Below are 17,164 nucleotides of genomic sequence, written 5' to 3'. Positions count from 1 at the left end.
ATTTCAATTTATCAAAATTACATTATATATATGATATAAAACTTATGTTTTATAATTGAGATTATATCATAATTTTAGTAATTGAGGAAATTTATAAATTGACTCTTTCGATTATAAATATAGTATAGCTTTGGAGATTCTAAAATTAAATGTAGTAGTGAATATTGTATTATGTAATTTGCTCAATTATGTAATTTTCTCTATTGAATAAATTTAAAAAAACGAATAAAATTATATATAATAAAAAAAACATTCGAGGAGGAGTATATTGAATAAGCTTAAAAGAAATGAAAGGATAGGTGCATTAATTAAAATTTTATGTGATAATCCTAATAAAATATATACACTTAATTATTTTACCAATTTATTTAATGCTGCTAAGTCTACCATAAGTGAGGATTTAGTTATTGTTAAAAAGCTTATGGAGGATTTAAGGCTTGGAAAAGTAGAAACAATTGCTGGTGCATCTGGTGGTGTAAAATATGTACCCTATATGAATTTAGAAGATACTAAAAGAATTTTAAATGAAATATGCAAAGTTTTAAAGGATAGTAGTAGAGTAATACCAGGAAGCTTCTTATATATGTCGGATATTATATATAATCCAATTTTTGTTAGAAAGATGGGAAAAATTTTTGCAACTAAATTTATGAATGAAAATATAGATTATGTTATAACTGTTGAGACCAAGGGGATACCTATAGCCCTAATGACAGCAAATTATTTAAACATTCCTTTGGTAATAGTAAGAAATAGTAATAAAGTCACTGAAGGCTCTAATGTTAGTATGAATTATGTATCGGGTTCTACAGGAAAGATTCAGACTATGTATGTATCAAAAAGAGCTATAAAAAATGAAGCCAATGTCCTTATTATAGACGATTTCATGAAAGGTGGAGGAACGGCAAAAGGACTATTAGATCTTATGAAGGAATTTGATGCAACAGTTAAAGGAATAGGAGTAATGATTTCCACCAAAGAACCTAAGGAGAAGATGGTTAATGAATACCTTCCGTTAATAATTCTTGACAAAGTAGTTAATGAAGACGAAATAAAGATTTATCCAAACGAAGACTTGTTTCGATAAAAAAGAAATAAGATGAAAAAAATTAAAATTTTCTCAAAATTTTGTCATGTATAAAGAGGACTTTAGCAATTTATGGAGAATTAATGTTATTAAAGATTGACGTGAAAGGTGGGATTGATTATGGATATTACGGATGTAAGAATTCGTAAGATGAATGATGATGGAAAGATGAAGGCTATAGTATCGGTAACCTTTGACGACTCTTTTGTTGTCCATGATATAAAGATAATCGAAGGACAAAATGGTTTGTTTATAGCGATGCCAAGTAGAAAAGTTGCAGAGGGAGATTATAGGGACATAGCCCACCCGATTAATTCAAACACTAGGGCTAAGCTCCAGAACATTATTCTTACAGAATATGAAAAAGCTTTAACTAATATCAGTTAATGAAAAAACAAAAGCTGTAACAAGCTTTTGTTTTTTTGTTTATAAAGTGATATAATATATCGCGGAAAGTTTAATAAAATGTAAATATAATATATATAAATAGAGAATAATTAAGGAGTGCTTTTGAAAATATGTTGATATCGATTGTTTTAGCTGCTGGTGCAGGTACACGAATGAAATCAAAGTTTCCTAAGGTATTACATAAGGTAGCAGGAATTCCTATGATTGAACATGTATTAGATGTGGTAGAAGGAGTAAATTCTAACAAAACTGTTGTCGTGGTAGGTCATGGAGCAGATCAGGTAAAAGAATCCATAGATCATAAAAATATTAAATTCGTACTTCAAAATCAAATACTTGGTACTGGTCATGCTGTCATGCAGGCAGAGAAAGAAATTCCAGAGGAAGGGAATGTAATTGTACTTTATGGAGATACGCCTTTAATAAAGGAAAATTCTATAGAGGAGTTTATAAGATTTCATATAGACAATGATTTTGAAGCTTCTGTATTAACTACAAAAATAGATGATCCAAAGGGTTATGGAAGAATTATAAGAAATGAAATAGATCAGGTTATAGCCATAGTTGAAGAAAAGGACGCCAATGAAGAACAAAGGAAACTAAAGGAAATAAACTCAGGGATTTACTGCTTTAAAGCAAGGGAACTTAAGAATTCATTATCTAAGCTCAATAATAATAATAATCAGGGAGAGTACTATATAACTGATGTTATTGAAATTTTAAATAATGAAAATAAGAAGGTTGGAGCTTTTGAAATAGAGGATTATACTGAAATAATGGGTGTTAATTCAAGAAAGCAGCTTTCTGAAGCAGAAATAATAATGAAAAGTAGAATTTTAAATAAACTAATGGATGAGGGGGTTACCATAGTAGACCCCAATAATACCTATGTTGGAAAAGAAGTTAGAATTGGAAGAGATACGACATTATATCCAGGAACCTTTATAATGGGTGAAACTGAAATAGGAGAAGATTGTATAATAGGACCTAATACAAGAATAGAAAGTTCTAAAATAAGAGATAATGTAGAAATAAAAAATTCCACTATTTTGCAAAGTAGTATAGATTCAAATACTAAGGTAGGTCCATATGCATACCTTAGGCCAAATAGTCATATAGGAAAAAATGTTAAAATTGGAGATTTTGTTGAGGTTAAAAACTCTACAATAGGAGATAATTCAAAAGCATCTCATTTATCCTATATTGGAGATGGTGAAGTTGGTAAAAATGTAAATATTGGATGTGGAGTTGTATTTGTAAACTATGATGGAAAGAACAAGCATAAAACAATAGTTAAAGACAATGCATTTATAGGGTGCAATGTAAATCTTGTTGCTCCAGTTATTGTTCATAAAAACGCTTATGTTGCAGCTGGTTCTACAATTACCAAGGAAATTTCAGAGGAATCTTTGGCAGTGGCAAGAGCTAGGCAAAGTAATATAGAAGGATGGGTCAGGAGAAAAGGGTTAGTAAAAGAATAAAATTATATATCAAGCTTAGGAGGAAATATTTATGAATATTGAAAAAAGAGATATTAAAGTTTTTGCTGGCAATTCTAATAAAGAGCTAGCACTTAAAATCTGTGATGAGTTAGAATTGCCTCTTGGGGCTGCTTCAGTGGATTCCTTTAGTGATGGGGAAATAGCAGTAAATATAGCTGAATCAGTAAGGGGTGCAGATGTATATGTTATTCAATCAACAAGCCCTCCTGTTGTAAATAGGTATCTAATGGAGCTTTTGATTTTAATGGATGCTTTAAAAAGAGCTTCTGCTGCAAGAATTAATGCCGTAGTGCCTTACTATGGATATGCTAGACAGGATAGGAAGGCTAAAGCAAGAGATCCAATTTCAGCTAAAATGGTTGCAAACCTAATGACTACTGCAGGAGCAGATAGAGTTTTGTCGATGGATCTTCATGCATCACAGATACAGGGATATTTTGATATACCTGTCGACCATTTACGAGGAGTACCAATTCTTGCAAAATATTTTAAAGGATTGAACTTAAAAAATGTGGCAGTTGTATCTCCTGATTTAGGTAGTGTAACTAGAGCAAGAAAATTTGCTAATCATCTGGGAGCGTCCTTGGCTATTATTGATAAAATGAGACCAAAGCCTAATGTTGCTGAGGTTATGAATATTATAGGGGCTGTAGATGGTAAAGATGTTATTCTTATAGATGATATGATAGATACAGCAGGTACAATAACTCAAGGCGTTAAGGCATTAAAAGAATTTGGAGCTAGAGATGTATATGCTTGCTGTACACATCCAATATTATCAGGTCCTGCAATAGAGAGATTAGAAAATTCTGAAATAAAGGAAATTGTTGTATTGGATACAATATTGCTTCCTGAAGAGAAAAGACTTCCTAATATGAAGATGCTATCAGTAGCACCTATATTTGCAGAAGCCATAAGAAGAATTTATGAAAATGAATCCGTAAGTAAACTATTTGATTAATGTAGAAACAATCGAATCTAAGTATTTAAATTATAAAGGTGGTCTATAGACCATCTTTTTTTATAGTATGCAGTATTTGAAAAATATAATTGGAATAATAAAATATATTTTGATTGCAGGGATTTGGAAATTTTTGAAATATATGTAGTAGTTAGTTTTCGCAAGAAGCAATTATGCAATTTCCTCAATTATGATATAATAATGATAGTTTTTATTATATGGGGTGAGAAATAATGTATTTGGTAGTAGGCTTAGGTAATCCTGGCAAAAAATATGCACAAACAAGACATAATGTAGGATTTGAAGTAATAGATTATTTAGCATATAGAAATAATATTGAGATAAAAAAAATTAAACATAAAGCATTAGTTGGTGAAGGTAGAATTCAAGGGGAAAAGGTAATGCTTGTCAAACCCCAGACATTTATGAATTTAAGTGGCCAAAGTGTTTTAGAAATATTGGAATATTATAAAGTAGATTTAAATAAATTAATAGTAATATATGACGATATAGATATTGATTTGGGGAAAATTAGAATTAGGAAAAAAGGTAGTGGGGGAACCCATAATGGAATGCGAAATATAATATATTTACTTCAAAAGGATGATTTCCCAAGAGTGAGAATTGGTATTGGAAGACCTGCTCATGGAGACCTTGTTTCTTATGTGATAGGAAAATTTCAGGAAGATGAAAAAGAAGATATTATACTTTCTATAAGATTAGCTGCTGAAGCCCTGGAGAGTATAGTAGGAGAAGGCATAGATAAAGCAATGAATAAATATAATAAATAATATAGGGTTTATATAGTAAAACTTAGTTTATATATGTGCAAATACTTAAGATTTCTGGGAGTTTTGGACATGTATAAATTAAAGTCTTTACTTAAATCCCTATAAGTAGGCTTGTAAGTTGAAGTTTGAAGGTTATTATGATAAGGTTTTAAGGTTAAAATAATATAGAGTTTATATAGTAAAACTCCCTAGAAATATCAGATATTTTGATATGCATAAATTAAGTTTTGCTATGGGAAATCTATATGAATAAACTAAATTATAATTGTAAAAATGCCCGGGATTTAAAAATCCGGGCTAATAGTGTTGTTGTTTTATGAAAATTCAAATTATTGCCAGTAGAATCTTAGATTGAATTTTTCCATATTGGACTCGTTAAGAAATTTACTAAACTTTGAACTTAGAACTACAAATACGTCGAAGATGCTTTGTCCTTTGAAAGGAATGGTATAAAAATGAATAATATTTTTTCAAACATACTTAAAAATTCTAATGAATATCAAAAACTAAATAGAAATATTGAAGAAGGAATATTTCCCATATCTTTAACAGGTCTTTCTGGTTCGGCCCTTAACAATATAATATTTTCAATATCTGCAAGCAAGGCAAAGCAAAGTTTAATTATTACTTACAATGAACTGGAAGCAAAAAAGATTTATGAAGACTTAAAATTTTTTTATGGAGAAAAAGTTTTATATTTACCATCAAAGGAAATATTCTTTTATGATGTTTATGCCCATAGTAATCAAATTGTTGAAGAAAGACTAGAAGCTATACGTAGTGTCCTTAGCGGTGAAAAATGTATAGTGGTTACAACTGGAGATAATATATTATTAAAGTTAATACCGGGGAAAGATTGGATTAGTCATGAAATTAATTTAAAGGTAGGAGATATAATAGATCCAGATGATTTTATAAGAAAGCTTGTATTCATGGGATATGAGAGATCTCCAATGGTTCAGTATAAGGGTCAGTTTAGTGTAAGAGGTGGTATAATAGATTTCTATTCTTTCATTGATAATCATCCCATAAGGATCGAATTATTTGATGATGAGATAGATTCAATAAGAACGTTTGATCTTGAGACTCAGCTTTCACTTGAAAAGGTTAATGAAATAGTTGTAAAATCTACTAGAGAGATACTTTTAGATGAAGAAACAATAGCACAGGGTACAAAAAAAATAAAAAATGAGCTTAAAAAACATGAGAAGAAAATAAAAAATGAGCTTAAAAACAATTTAAATGAGAAAATAGAAGAGATAATATCCAAACTGGATAGTAAAATTTATTTTGATGGAATAGGTAATTATATTCATTATTTCATTTCAAAACCAGAAACATTTTTAGATTATTTTGATAATGATGGATTAATATTTATACATGAACCCATGAGAATAAGGGAAAAAACTAAGGCCTATATAGATGATTTTAATGAAAGATTTAAACAATTACTTGAAAATGGTGAAGTATTACCTGGTCAGTATAATATTATTCAAACCTATGAAGATATATTAAAAAAACTTAATACTAAAAAAATCATATTAATAAATAATATTCCTAAAAAAATAAGAGATTTCAATGTCAATTCCAATGTGTCATTTATAGTTAAGGATATGCATTCATATCATGGGAAAATTGACTTGCTGGGTGAGGATATAAAAGATTGGAAATACAAAGGCTATAAAATTATACTAATATGTAGAACCCGAGAGAAGGGTAAAAGTATTGAAAATGAGTTTAAAGATAGGGGGATTGAATGTCAATATATTAATGGGCTAAAAGGAGATATACTATCAGGTCAAGCCTTTATAGTTAAAGGGCTTCTTGGAAATGGCTATATATTCACCAATTCTAAATTCATTGTAATAAGCGAAAAGGAAATATTTGGGTTAGCCAAAAAATTTAAGAGAAGGAAGCTTGGCAAAAAGGGAAGAAAGATAAAAACCTTCAGGGATTTAAGTATTGGAGATTATGTAGTACATGAAAACCATGGCATAGGAAAATATATTGGTATAGAACAATTAAAGGTTGAAGGGATAAAGAAAGATTATCTAAAAATAAAATACTCAGGAACCGATCTTCTCTATGTTCCCATTGATCAGATGGATTTAGTTCAAAAGTATATTGGAGGAGAAGATAAAGCACCTAAATTAAATAAATTAGGTGGAGCTGAATGGAGGAAAACAAAGGATAAGGTTAAAAAGTCTATAGAAGATATGGCAAAGGACCTTCTTAAACTCTATGCAATAAGAAGAGAAACAAAAGGATACGCATTTTCTAAGGATACTCAGTGGCAAAAACAATTTGAAGACATGTTTCCATATGAAGAAACCCCTGATCAGTTAAGATGTATTGAAGAAATAAAAAAGGACATGGAAAAAGATCTACCTATGGACAGGCTTTTATGTGGCGACGTTGGATTTGGTAAGACGGAGGTGGCCATAAGAGCAGCGTTTAAGGCAATCATGGATGGAAAACAGGTGGCATTTTTAGTACCTACAACAATATTGGCTCAGCAGCATTATAATACTCTTATCGATAGATTTAAAGATTTTCCAGTTGAAATAGAAATGCTTAGTAGATTTAGAAGTACAGCTGAGCAAAAAAAGATTATAGAAGATTTAAGGACGGGAGTTATTGATATTATTGTGGGAACCCACAGACTTTTATCAAAGGATACGGAGCTCAAAAATTTAGGACTCTTAATAGTTGATGAAGAACAAAGATTTGGAGTAAAGCATAAGGAGGCATTAAAGAAACTTAAAGGTAATGTAGATGTTTTAACTCTGTCAGCTACTCCTATACCTAGGACTTTGCATATGTCCCTTGTTGGAATTAGAGATATGAGTATAATTGAAGATCCACCAGAAGATAGGTATTCGGTAGAAACCTTTGTTACCCCCTATAATGAAGGTATGGTAAGAGAGGCTATTGTCAAGGAGCTAGAAAGAGGTGGGCAGGTTTATTTCGTATACAATAGAGTAAAAGATATAGAAAAAATAACTTCAAAAATAAAAATGATGGTTCCGGAAGCTAGAGTATCTTATGTCCATGGACAAATGAGTGAGAGAAAGCTTGAAAAAATTATGATAAATTTCTTAAATAGAGAATTTGATGTAATAGTTTGTACTACTATAATCGAAACGGGATTGGATATTGGTAATGTTAATACAATGATAATATACGATGCCGATAAATTTGGCCTTTCGCAGCTTTATCAATTGAGGGGTCGAGTAGGACGAAGTAATAGAATAGCCCATTGTTACCTGACTTATCAGAAGGACAAAGTTCTTTCTGAGGTTGCTGAAAAAAGGCTTAAAGCTATAAAGGAGTTTACTGAGCTTGGATCTGGCTTTAAAATAGCAATGAAGGATTTAGAAATAAGAGGAGCGGGAAACTTGCTGGGAGCTAGTCAACATGGACATATGGGTGCTATTGGATATGATTTATATTGTAAGCTATTAGAAGATACTGTTAAAACCCTTAAAGGAGAAGAAGTAGAAGATATAGTGGAAACATCATTGGATATAAATGTAAATGCTTTTATATCTAGTAAGTATATAAGTAATGAAAAATATAAGTTAGAAATATATAAAAAGATTGCTTCCATTCGGGAAAAGGAAGATGCATATAATATTGAAGAAGAAATTGAAGATAGATTTGGAACCCTACCTGAATCAGTATACAATCTTATTTCCATATCCTATATTAAGGTTTTAGCACAAAAGCTTAAAATAAGTTCTATTTCAGAGATGAAGAAGGGTTTTAAATTTGAGTTTTCAAATAAATATAAATTAGATCCATATTTATTAGCGAAGATTTCACAAGAGTTTGGGAAAAGGATAATGGTTAATTGCAGTAATACACCTTACTTTATTTACAATATATATAATTATAAAATAAGCCAAAGCAAAAAGTTGAAAGAGATAATTAATATGTTAGAAAAAATTAGAGGTTTTCAGAGCTGATAATATAATATATAATAGGTAGTATGGAAATCATATGGGCTAAGGACATATGTTAACTATAAATAAGGGAGAGGATTTTGTTGATTCAAATAAACAGGAAGATAGTTTCAATTGTTTTGGCTTTAATTCTATTAACGGTAAGTGTTGCAGCTTGTAGTAAAGCATCAGACAAGCCTAAAGTCGATGAAAATACAGTTGCAATTGTTAATAATGAGGAAATTGATAGTGAGATTTTTAAAAAGAATTTTAGTATAGTAGAAAAAATATATAATGAAAACTATACAGAAAATATCTGGAGTCAAGAAATTAATGGAAAGACAGTCTTGGAGATAGTTAAAGGTCAAGTACTAGACAAATTAATAACTGAAGAATTAATAAGACAGGAATCAGAAAATAAAAAAATTAGTGTTGAAGATACGAAGGTGAATGAAACCTATGATGCCTTCAAAGAACATTTAGAGCAAGACGAAGAATTAAAGAAATTTTATGAAGAAAAAAATTTAAATGAAGAATTTGTGAAAAAACAAATAAAAATGGAGCTATTGGTTCAAGAGTATGAAAAAGCATTATATGAAGAGTTGGGATTAAATGACCAAGAGAAACTAAATGAGATAACAAAGGATTATGTTGTGCAAGTTCATGCTAAGCATATATTGGTAGATGATGAAAAACTAGCGAAGGATATAATTGAAAAGCTTGAAGCTGGAGAAGATTTTGAAAAGCTTGCTAAAGAGAATTCAACTGACCCAAGTGCCGAGCAAAATAATGGGGATTTAGGATATTTCCAAAGGGGACAAATGCTTCCAGAATTTGAACAAGCAGCATTTAAAATGAATGTTGGAGATATAAGTGATCCGGTTAAAACACAACATGGATACCATGTAATAAAGCTTGAAGATAAAAAAACCTTAGAAGATTTAAAGGAAGAAACTCCTGAAGAACAATTAGCCTTTCAAAGAAAAAATGTAGAAGAAATAGTAAAGCAAGAGAAATTTATTGAGAAAATTGAAGAGTTAAAGGCAAAAGCCAATATTGAAAAGTTTGAAGAAAATTTAAAATGGTAAATTATGTATTGTTGATTTTGTGGAATTTATCATGTCTATAAAATGATTTGAAAAAGAGTCTGTGGAAGCCCTCCATAGGCTCTTTTATTTTGAAGTTTTAAGTTAAAAAGAAATTTACCATATATGTATAAAAAATATATATGAACAAATACTAACCATATGTTAGCAACTCATTTAAAAGATATTAGGAGGGAAAACAATTGAAAGCGACTGGGATAGTTCGAAGAATAGACGACTTAGGTAGGGTTGTTATTCCTAAGGAAATTAGAAGGACGCTAAGAATAAGAGAAGGAGATCCACTAGAAATTTTTACAGATAGAGAAGGGGAAGTGATACTAAAGAAATATTCACCTATAGGAGAGTTAAATGAATTTGCCACAGAATATGCAGAGTCTTTAAATGAATCAATTAACGCCATAACTTTAATTACGGATAGAGACAATGTAATTGCTTTGGCTGGTGGTTCAAAAAAGGAATATTTAGAAAAAAGAGTAAGTAAAGATTTAGAAGATATGATTGAACAAAGAAATTCTATGGTATTCAATGAAGCAGATAAACTTGTTCCAGTTACCATTGAAGAAAGTGATATGGGAAAATATTCTTCCCAGATCATAGCACCTATTTCTGCCCATGGTGACCCTATAGGTTCAGTAATACTTCTATCAAAGGACACTGATAGATTGATGGGTGATTTGGAACTGAAAATTGCTGAAACTGCTGCTGGATTTCTAGGAAAACAAATGGAGCACTAATAATATCAAAAGTTATATGTTTTTCAAAAGATATAAATTAACTTGTTGTGCTAATTTTTATATCGGGGGTTTTTTAATATTTTATTTGAGTGATTTTTATAAACGTGTTTTTCCTTCAAAACTATATAAAAAACAAGTTTATTATATGAACGAAAAGGAAATATTAACACCCCTTAAATTCCACTTTAAATTAAATATTTAATTTATTAGCATAGCTGGTAAAATTTATTTATCTTGTTATTTAAGTAGTGACTATAATGTTACTACTTTTTTTTAATGAAATAATATTTAACATTAAAAATTAGGACTTATATAATATATTTTGGTATAATTAATATGCTTCGTTTTTTACTTTCTCAGTTACATATCTATGGATAAGCAACAATAGAATTTAATATAAATTTTACAGAAAATAATAAATGCTTTTACATTTTTTCTAGAAAAATTATAATACTTTAGAGTTGGTTATCTATAGTAAACAATCTTAAAACTTAATTTATACATATGAAATTCTCAGTGGTTCTGAGAGCTTTTGATGTGAAGAAATTAAAGTTTTTACTTAAATCCCTATATGGGATTATAGATTTACTTATATTTGTAATTTCTTTGTATATAATAAATAGAGGATATTTTAGGGAGGATATAGTATGGAAAAAAGCAATTCGAATTCATTTATTAAGGGAGCCTTTATATTAGGGGCAGCAGGGATGATAATAAAAATATTAGGAGCTTTTTTTAGAATACCTTTAGGTAATTTAATAGGAGATGAAGGTATGGGATATTTCCAAAGCTCATACCCTATTTATGTTTTATTAGGAGTAATATCTACAGCAGGCTTTCCAACAGCTATAGCTAAGCTAGTATCAGAAAAAATTGCTATTGGGGATGAATATGGAGCTGAAAGAATATTTAAAGTTTCTTTTATGGCCCTTTTGGTTGTAGGAATATCTACATCATCTTTACTGTTCTTTGGAGCTAGATTTTATACAAATTATTTTTTAAAAAATCCAAAGGCATATTATTCAACCTTGGCAATAGCACCTGCCCTTTTCTTTGTCCCTATAATGTCATCCTTTAGAGGATATTTTCAAGGACTTCAAAATATGAAACCAACTGCTGTGTCTCAAATAGCAGAACAAATAGGACGGGTTGTATTAGGACTTGCTTTGGCCTATATACTGCTAGATAAAAAGCTGGAAATAGCAGCTGCAGGAGCAGCCTTTGGAGCTTCAGCAGGAGGATTATTTGGAGCAATAATAATAACGTATATATTTTTTAGGTATAAAAGGAAAAAAGGGGAGTTTAGACCTAAAGGTGAAATTGAGGATACTTCTACTATTCTCAATAAATTGTTGAAGATAGCTATTCCCATAGCTATTGGAGCGGCAGTTGTGCCAATAATGCAGACAATTGATGCAGGAATAATAATGAGAAGACTTCAAGATATTGGTTATGATGAAGATACGGCCAATAGTTTATTTGGACAATTGACGGGAATGGCCAATCCATTGATAAATTTTCCCCAGGTTTTAATTGCAGCTATACAAGTAAGTTTAGTTCCAGCTGTTTCTCATTTTGTAACTAGAAGGGATATTCGTTCATTAAATACCACAGTTGAAGCAGGGCTCAGAGTAGCATTACTTATAGGGCTGCCGGCAGCAATAGGACTTGTTATACTTGCAAAGCCAATAATGATTCTTCTTTATCCTTTACAAATTGAAAGTGCTGTAAATGCAAGTAAAATATTGTCTGTTTTAGGATTTGGAGTTATATTTTTATCTATATACCAGACTTTAACAGGGGTGCTTCAGGGAATTGGAAAGCCCTTTATACCAGTACGAAATTTATTTGTTGGAGCTTTGGTGAAACTTGTATTAAGTTATATTTTAATAGGAATACCTACTTTAACTATTAGAGGAGCAGCCATAGCAACAGTAATAGGATATGGAATTGCAGCTATATTAAATTTGATTTATATTAAAAGTCATATTAATATGAGATTTAACTTTGTTAATGTGTTTTTGAAGCCAGCTGTATCGGTAACTATTATGGCAATAGCCGTAAGATTTACTTATTCAATAATAAATGCTAATTTAGGTAATAATAAGTCTACATTGATTTCAATAACCTTAGGAGCGGTAGTATATGGTATAATGCTCTTGTTAACCAAAACTTTAAATGAAGAAGATTTTGGATTGATGCCGGGAGGTAAAAAGATTTATAAGATAGCTAGGATTTTTTATAGGAAATAATTGAGGATACAAACTATGTATAGATATTCCAGAAAAACAGTTTATTTATACATGTCTAAAACTCCCAAAAATGTTTAGTATTTGTACATGCACAAATTAAGTTTCACAAGAGGAAATTATGCAATTTTCTTATAAGTAGTTAATTTGAGGTGATAAGACAATGAAAAAAATTACAGTTGTTGGAATTGGTCCAGGAGGGAAACAATATCTGACTCTTGAAGCCATGGAGAAAATAAAAAAGGCAAATCCTCTATATCTTAGAACGGAAAAACATCCTATAGTAGATTTTTTTAAAGCTTCAGGTATAAAAATAGAGAGTTTTGACAATATTTATGATACAAATAAAAATTTTGAACAAGTTTATGATAAAATTGTGGACAAGCTTTTAAGTTTATGTCAAAATAGAGAAGTAGTCTATGGAGTTCCGGGCAGTCCCTTTGTGGCAGAAAATACAGTTCAAAAGCTTATAGATGAATCCCATAATAGAAAAGATGTGAAGCTGGAGTTTGTGACAGGAGTAAGCTTTATAGAAGCAATAATAAATACTTTGGGTAAGGATCCTGTAAATGGATTAAAAATAATCGATGGGTTGCAGATTGAAAGTCAGAAACCTGATGTTGAAGTAGATACAATAATAACCCAAGTATACAATAGGTATGTTGCTTCAGAAGTGAAACTGAAGCTTATGGAATATTATAATGATGAGTATGAAATAACAGTAATTAAAGGAGCAGGTATTACTGGAGAAGAAATAATTGTGAATATACCATTGTATGAATTGGATAGATTAGATTGGCTTGATCATCTTACAAGTATATTTGTTCCTAGAATTGGTAATGCTATAATAAGAAAATATCAAATGAATAATTTGGTAAGTATTATGAAAAAACTAAGAAGTAAAGAAGGCTGCCCTTGGGATAAAGAGCAAGATCATCAGAGTCTTAAACCATACCTTATTGAAGAAAGTTATGAGGTTCTAGAAGCATTAGAAGAAGGTGATATGAATTTATTAGAAGAAGAACTAGGAGATTTACTTTTGCAAATTGTATTTCATAGTCAAATAGCTAGTGAAAGTGGATATTTTAATATGATTGATGTAATTACAGGTATTTGCAGTAAACTTATTAGTAGACATCCCCATGTATTTGGGAATTTAAATGTAGATTCTACTGAAAAGGTGCTGGTAAACTGGGAAGAAATAAAACGTAAAGAAAAAGAAGAAAAGAGCTATACTGAATCTCTTATGAGGATACCCAAACAGTTTCCTTCACTTATGAAAAGCTATAAAGTACAGCAAAAGGCAGCGAAGGTTGGATTTGACTGGGATGATGTAAGTGGAGCAGTAGAAAAAGTAGATGAAGAGATTCAGGAGTTAAAAGAAGCATTAAGTAATAATATAAAGAATGAAATAGATGAAGAAATTGGAGACCTTTTATTTGCAGTAGTAAATGTGGCAAGATTTTTTAAAGTTAGACCCGAATTGGCATTAAATAATACAATAGATAAATTTATAATGAGATTTAAATACATAGAAGAAACAGCAAGAGCTAATAATAGAAAAATGGAAGAAATGACTCTAGAAGAAATGGATTCTTTATGGAATGAGGCAAAAAAAATAGAAAAATAGACCCAAATTAAAAAAAAATCCCTCAAAAAGAAGGATTTTTCAATAAAAGATAGAAATAGCATATACGTAATAAAATTGAATTATATAAAATTTATATTAATCTAAGGAGGTAACATTTATGAACAAAGCACAATTAGTTGCAAGCATGGCTGAAAAGTCAGGATTAACAAAAAAAGATGCAGAGGCTGCTTTAAACTCATTTATGAAAAGTGTTGAGGAGTCATTAGTAAACGGAGAAAAGGTATCTCTTGTTGGATTTGGTACTTTTGATGTAAGAGAAAGAAAAGCAAGACAAGGAAGAAATCCAAGAAATCCTGAGCAAGTAATTCAGATACCAGCATCAAAAGCTCCTGTATTTAAAGCAGGTAAAGCTTTAAAAGACATGGTAAATGCTTAATCATTCAATAAAAGAAAAAAAGCAGCTTACTCAGCTGCTTTTTTCTTTTTGCTAAAAGGAGTTGGTCTTATGAGAATAGATAAGTTTTTAAAAAACTCAAGACTTATTAAGAGAAGAACTGTGGCTAAGGAAGCTTGTGAGCAGGGTAGAGTAAAAGTTAATGATAAAGAAGCCAAACCTGGAACGGAAGTATCCAAAGGAGATATAATTATTATTGAATTTGGAACAAGAAGGGTCAAAGTCGAAGTAATGGAGTTAAAAGACCATGTTACTAAAGACGGGGCAAAGGAAATGTATAGAACTATAGAATAAGAAAATAGAACCTTTAAGGATTAACAATTCCTCAAAGGTTCTATTTTCTTATTTGCTATATTCTACTGTAAAGCACTGTTAGATGCCTTTGGCAAATAGTAATATATTTAAAATTTACATCATATCTTTATAAGAGGAGGAGGTGTCTTATTGTGGAAAATCAAAAAAATATAATTAATAGATCACATAATATGATATTAGAGAACAGGGAGAAAATGACAGTTTCTGGTGTAGAGCATGTAACTAGTTTTAATACAACATTAATTATCTTGGTTACTGTGCAAGGTAATATGACTATAAAGGGTGAAAATCTGGATATAAAGAAATTAAACTTAGATGATGGAAATTTGGCTATAGAAGGTTATATAAATTCTATTGTTTATAGTGATAAAGAGGATATAGCTTCAAAGGGAGCAGGTTTTTTAGGGAAAATATTTAAATGACATATATGACCATATATAATTATTTATAGTCTATGATTTACATCAAATTGAGGTGAAGGAAATATGCATACATTTGTATATTATCAACTATATGCTTTTTTGGCTACATTTTATGGAGGAATTGTAATTGGGTTTTTATATGATATTTACAGAATATATAGAAGCATGTTGAATTTCAAGAAAGTTATCACTGCAATCCAGGACCTTTTATTTTGGATTGCTATTTCTATAGTTGCAATATTTGTACTTATATATAGCAATGATGGTAATGTTAGAGGTTATTCAATAATGGGGTTTATATTGGGGGCATTAGTATATAATTTGCTATTGAGCAGTATTGTAGTTAAAACAATAAAGATATTTTTAAATGTTATAAAAAGAATTTTCAATGATATATACATGGGACTGAGAAAAATATTTAATTTTTTCTATAAAATAGTTATTTATCTATGGAAAAAGTTTTATAAGATTATAGTTTGGCCTATTTTATTAATAAAAAAAATTGTGAAAAAACCTATCAGTAAAATACGAAAAATTAAAATGAAATTTAAAAAGACCTCAGATGAGTAAGAAAAGTGAGGAAATTCTTCAAATTATATTTTTTTGAAGGAAAATTAATAAGTTTATAGAATAGATAAATCAAGAAGTAATTTTACTTCATATTTAGAATAAAAAACTCTAATGTAATATAACTTTAAATATACTTAAGGACGTGAAATAATGAAAAAAGGTAATAAAAGGAAAAAAGGAATATTTTTCAGGAGAAATAAAATTAGCATACTTTTTTTCACTATATTATTTCTTTATCTGTCAGTTACTATTGTAGGTCAAGAAAGAAGCATGAGAGATTTACAACATGAACAAAGAGAATTGCAAGAAATAGTTGACAACTTAAAAAAGGAAAAAAGTGAAAAGGAAAAAATGGTTGAAGAAAGCTCTAAACCTGAATTTATAGAGAAAACAGCGCGAGAAAAATTAAAAATGGTAAAGCCGAATGAAATTATTTATATTATTCAAGATAGAGAATAGTGAAGCGCCTTACAAAAGGGATATTGACATAGTAGCTATGATAAAATATAATTGATATGAGGCAATAACGTAAAAAATATTAAGGAGGAAGGTTTTTAATGCCCTTGGAAATTGGTAAGGTGGTTGAAGGAACTGTTACAGGTATTACAAATTTTGGAGCCTTTATACAACTACCAGACGGAAGCACTGGATTATGTCATATATCAGAAATAGCTGATGAGTATGTAAAAAATGTAAAAGATTATTTAAAAGAAAAGCAAGTGGTTAAAGTTAAAATTATTGAAATGAGTGGAAATGGCAAAGTCAGCCTTTCAATTCGTAAAGCTTGCGATAAAAAGCCAAGCAAACCAGAAAAAAGAACAGAGTCACCAAAAGTTGATAGAAAACCAAGTTATAGTAAGCCAAATTATAGTAAACCAAGTTATAGTAAGCCAAACAAAGCTCAAGGATCTTTTGAAGATATGCTTTCGAAATACTTAAAGGATAGTGATGAAAAATTAAAGGCTATGAAGAAAAATGCCAACAATAGAAGAGGTAATGGCTTTAATAGAAATGGTTAATGATTAATGAA

16 protein-coding genes are annotated in these 17,164 nt (G+C 29.9%); all 16 read left to right on the top strand.

The genetic code is table 11. The features are described from left to right. Positions 1-268 precede the first annotated feature (268 nt). The 16 genes from purR to B5X81_RS25505 all read left to right on the top strand — a co-directional run bounded on the left by purR (position 269) and on the right by B5X81_RS25505 (position 17,153). Positions 269-1,087, top strand: a complete 819-nt coding sequence (gene purR / locus B5X81_RS25580) for a pur operon repressor (RefSeq protein WP_079495867.1) — start codon at positions 269-271, stop codon at positions 1,085-1,087. A gap of 120 nt (positions 1,088-1,207) precedes the next feature. Beyond that, the gene (gene spoVG / locus B5X81_RS25575; protein WP_079495866.1) at positions 1,208-1,474 is read left to right on the top strand and encodes a septation regulator SpoVG; all 267 of its coding nucleotides are present in this window, start codon (positions 1,208-1,210) and stop codon (positions 1,472-1,474) included. Positions 1,475-1,605: 131 nt separating this feature from the next. Then, on the top strand, positions 1,606-2,976 hold the full coding sequence (glmU, locus tag B5X81_RS25570; protein ID WP_079495865.1) for a bifunctional UDP-N-acetylglucosamine diphosphorylase/glucosamine-1-phosphate N-acetyltransferase GlmU: 1,371 nt from the start codon (positions 1,606-1,608) through the stop codon (positions 2,974-2,976). Positions 2,977-3,007: 31 nt separating this feature from the next. Further along, complete coding sequence (locus B5X81_RS25565) at positions 3,008-3,958, top strand: ribose-phosphate diphosphokinase (protein ID WP_079495864.1); 951 nt, start codon at positions 3,008-3,010, stop codon at positions 3,956-3,958. A gap of 233 nt (positions 3,959-4,191) precedes the next feature. Continuing rightward, positions 4,192-4,749, top strand: coding sequence for an aminoacyl-tRNA hydrolase (gene pth, locus B5X81_RS25560; protein WP_079495863.1), 558 nt, complete (start codon positions 4,192-4,194; stop codon positions 4,747-4,749). A 455-nt stretch (positions 4,750-5,204) separates the two neighbouring features. Continuing rightward, positions 5,205-8,717 carry a transcription-repair coupling factor gene (mfd, locus tag B5X81_RS25555; RefSeq protein WP_139380475.1) on the top strand — a complete coding sequence of 1,171 codons (3,513 nt, stop codon included), beginning with the start codon at positions 5,205-5,207 and terminating at the stop codon, positions 8,715-8,717. A gap of 80 nt (positions 8,718-8,797) precedes the next feature. Further along, positions 8,798-9,781, top strand: a complete 984-nt coding sequence (locus tag B5X81_RS25550) for a peptidylprolyl isomerase (protein ID WP_139380474.1) — start codon at positions 8,798-8,800, stop codon at positions 9,779-9,781. 200 nt (positions 9,782-9,981) lie between these two features. Next, the gene (gene spoVT, locus B5X81_RS25545; RefSeq protein ID WP_079495861.1) at positions 9,982-10,533 is read left to right on the top strand and encodes a stage V sporulation protein T; all 552 of its coding nucleotides are present in this window, start codon (positions 9,982-9,984) and stop codon (positions 10,531-10,533) included. Positions 10,534-11,180: 647 nt separating this feature from the next. After that, positions 11,181-12,785: a putative polysaccharide biosynthesis protein gene (locus tag B5X81_RS25540; RefSeq protein ID WP_079495860.1), complete on the top strand. Its 1,605-nt coding sequence runs from the start codon at positions 11,181-11,183 to the stop codon at positions 12,783-12,785. A 160-nt stretch (positions 12,786-12,945) separates the two neighbouring features. After that, a complete protein-coding gene (gene yabN, locus B5X81_RS25535) occupies positions 12,946-14,412 on the top strand; it encodes a bifunctional methyltransferase/pyrophosphohydrolase YabN (RefSeq protein ID WP_079495859.1) in 1,467 nt (488 codons plus the stop codon). 118 nt (positions 14,413-14,530) lie between these two features. Further along, complete coding sequence (locus B5X81_RS25530) at positions 14,531-14,809, top strand: HU family DNA-binding protein (RefSeq protein ID WP_079495858.1); 279 nt, start codon at positions 14,531-14,533, stop codon at positions 14,807-14,809. 69 nt (positions 14,810-14,878) lie between these two features. After that, on the top strand, positions 14,879-15,121 hold the full coding sequence (locus B5X81_RS25525; protein WP_079495857.1) for an RNA-binding S4 domain-containing protein: 243 nt from the start codon (positions 14,879-14,881) through the stop codon (positions 15,119-15,121). Positions 15,122-15,273: 152 nt separating this feature from the next. Beyond that, positions 15,274-15,564 (top strand): sporulation protein YabP, encoded by a 291-nt coding sequence (gene yabP / locus B5X81_RS25520; protein ID WP_208985138.1) that lies wholly within the window; start codon positions 15,274-15,276, stop codon positions 15,562-15,564. Between the two features lie 63 nt (positions 15,565-15,627). Continuing rightward, complete coding sequence (gene yabQ, locus B5X81_RS25515; protein ID WP_079495856.1) at positions 15,628-16,134, top strand: spore cortex biosynthesis protein YabQ; 507 nt, start codon at positions 15,628-15,630, stop codon at positions 16,132-16,134. Between the two features lie 150 nt (positions 16,135-16,284). After that, complete coding sequence (locus B5X81_RS25510) at positions 16,285-16,593, top strand: FtsB family cell division protein (RefSeq protein ID WP_079495855.1); 309 nt, start codon at positions 16,285-16,287, stop codon at positions 16,591-16,593. 98 nt (positions 16,594-16,691) lie between these two features. Then, a complete protein-coding gene (locus B5X81_RS25505; protein ID WP_079495854.1) occupies positions 16,692-17,153 on the top strand; it encodes a S1 RNA-binding domain-containing protein in 462 nt (153 codons plus the stop codon). The last annotated feature ends 11 nt before the right edge of the window (positions 17,154-17,164 follow it).

This window comes from Maledivibacter halophilus, from assembly GCF_900167445.1.
Classification (GTDB): domain Bacteria; phylum Bacillota; class Clostridia; order Peptostreptococcales; family Caminicellaceae; genus Maledivibacter; species Maledivibacter halophilus.
This window is presented reverse-complemented; position numbering and strand designations above follow the sequence as displayed.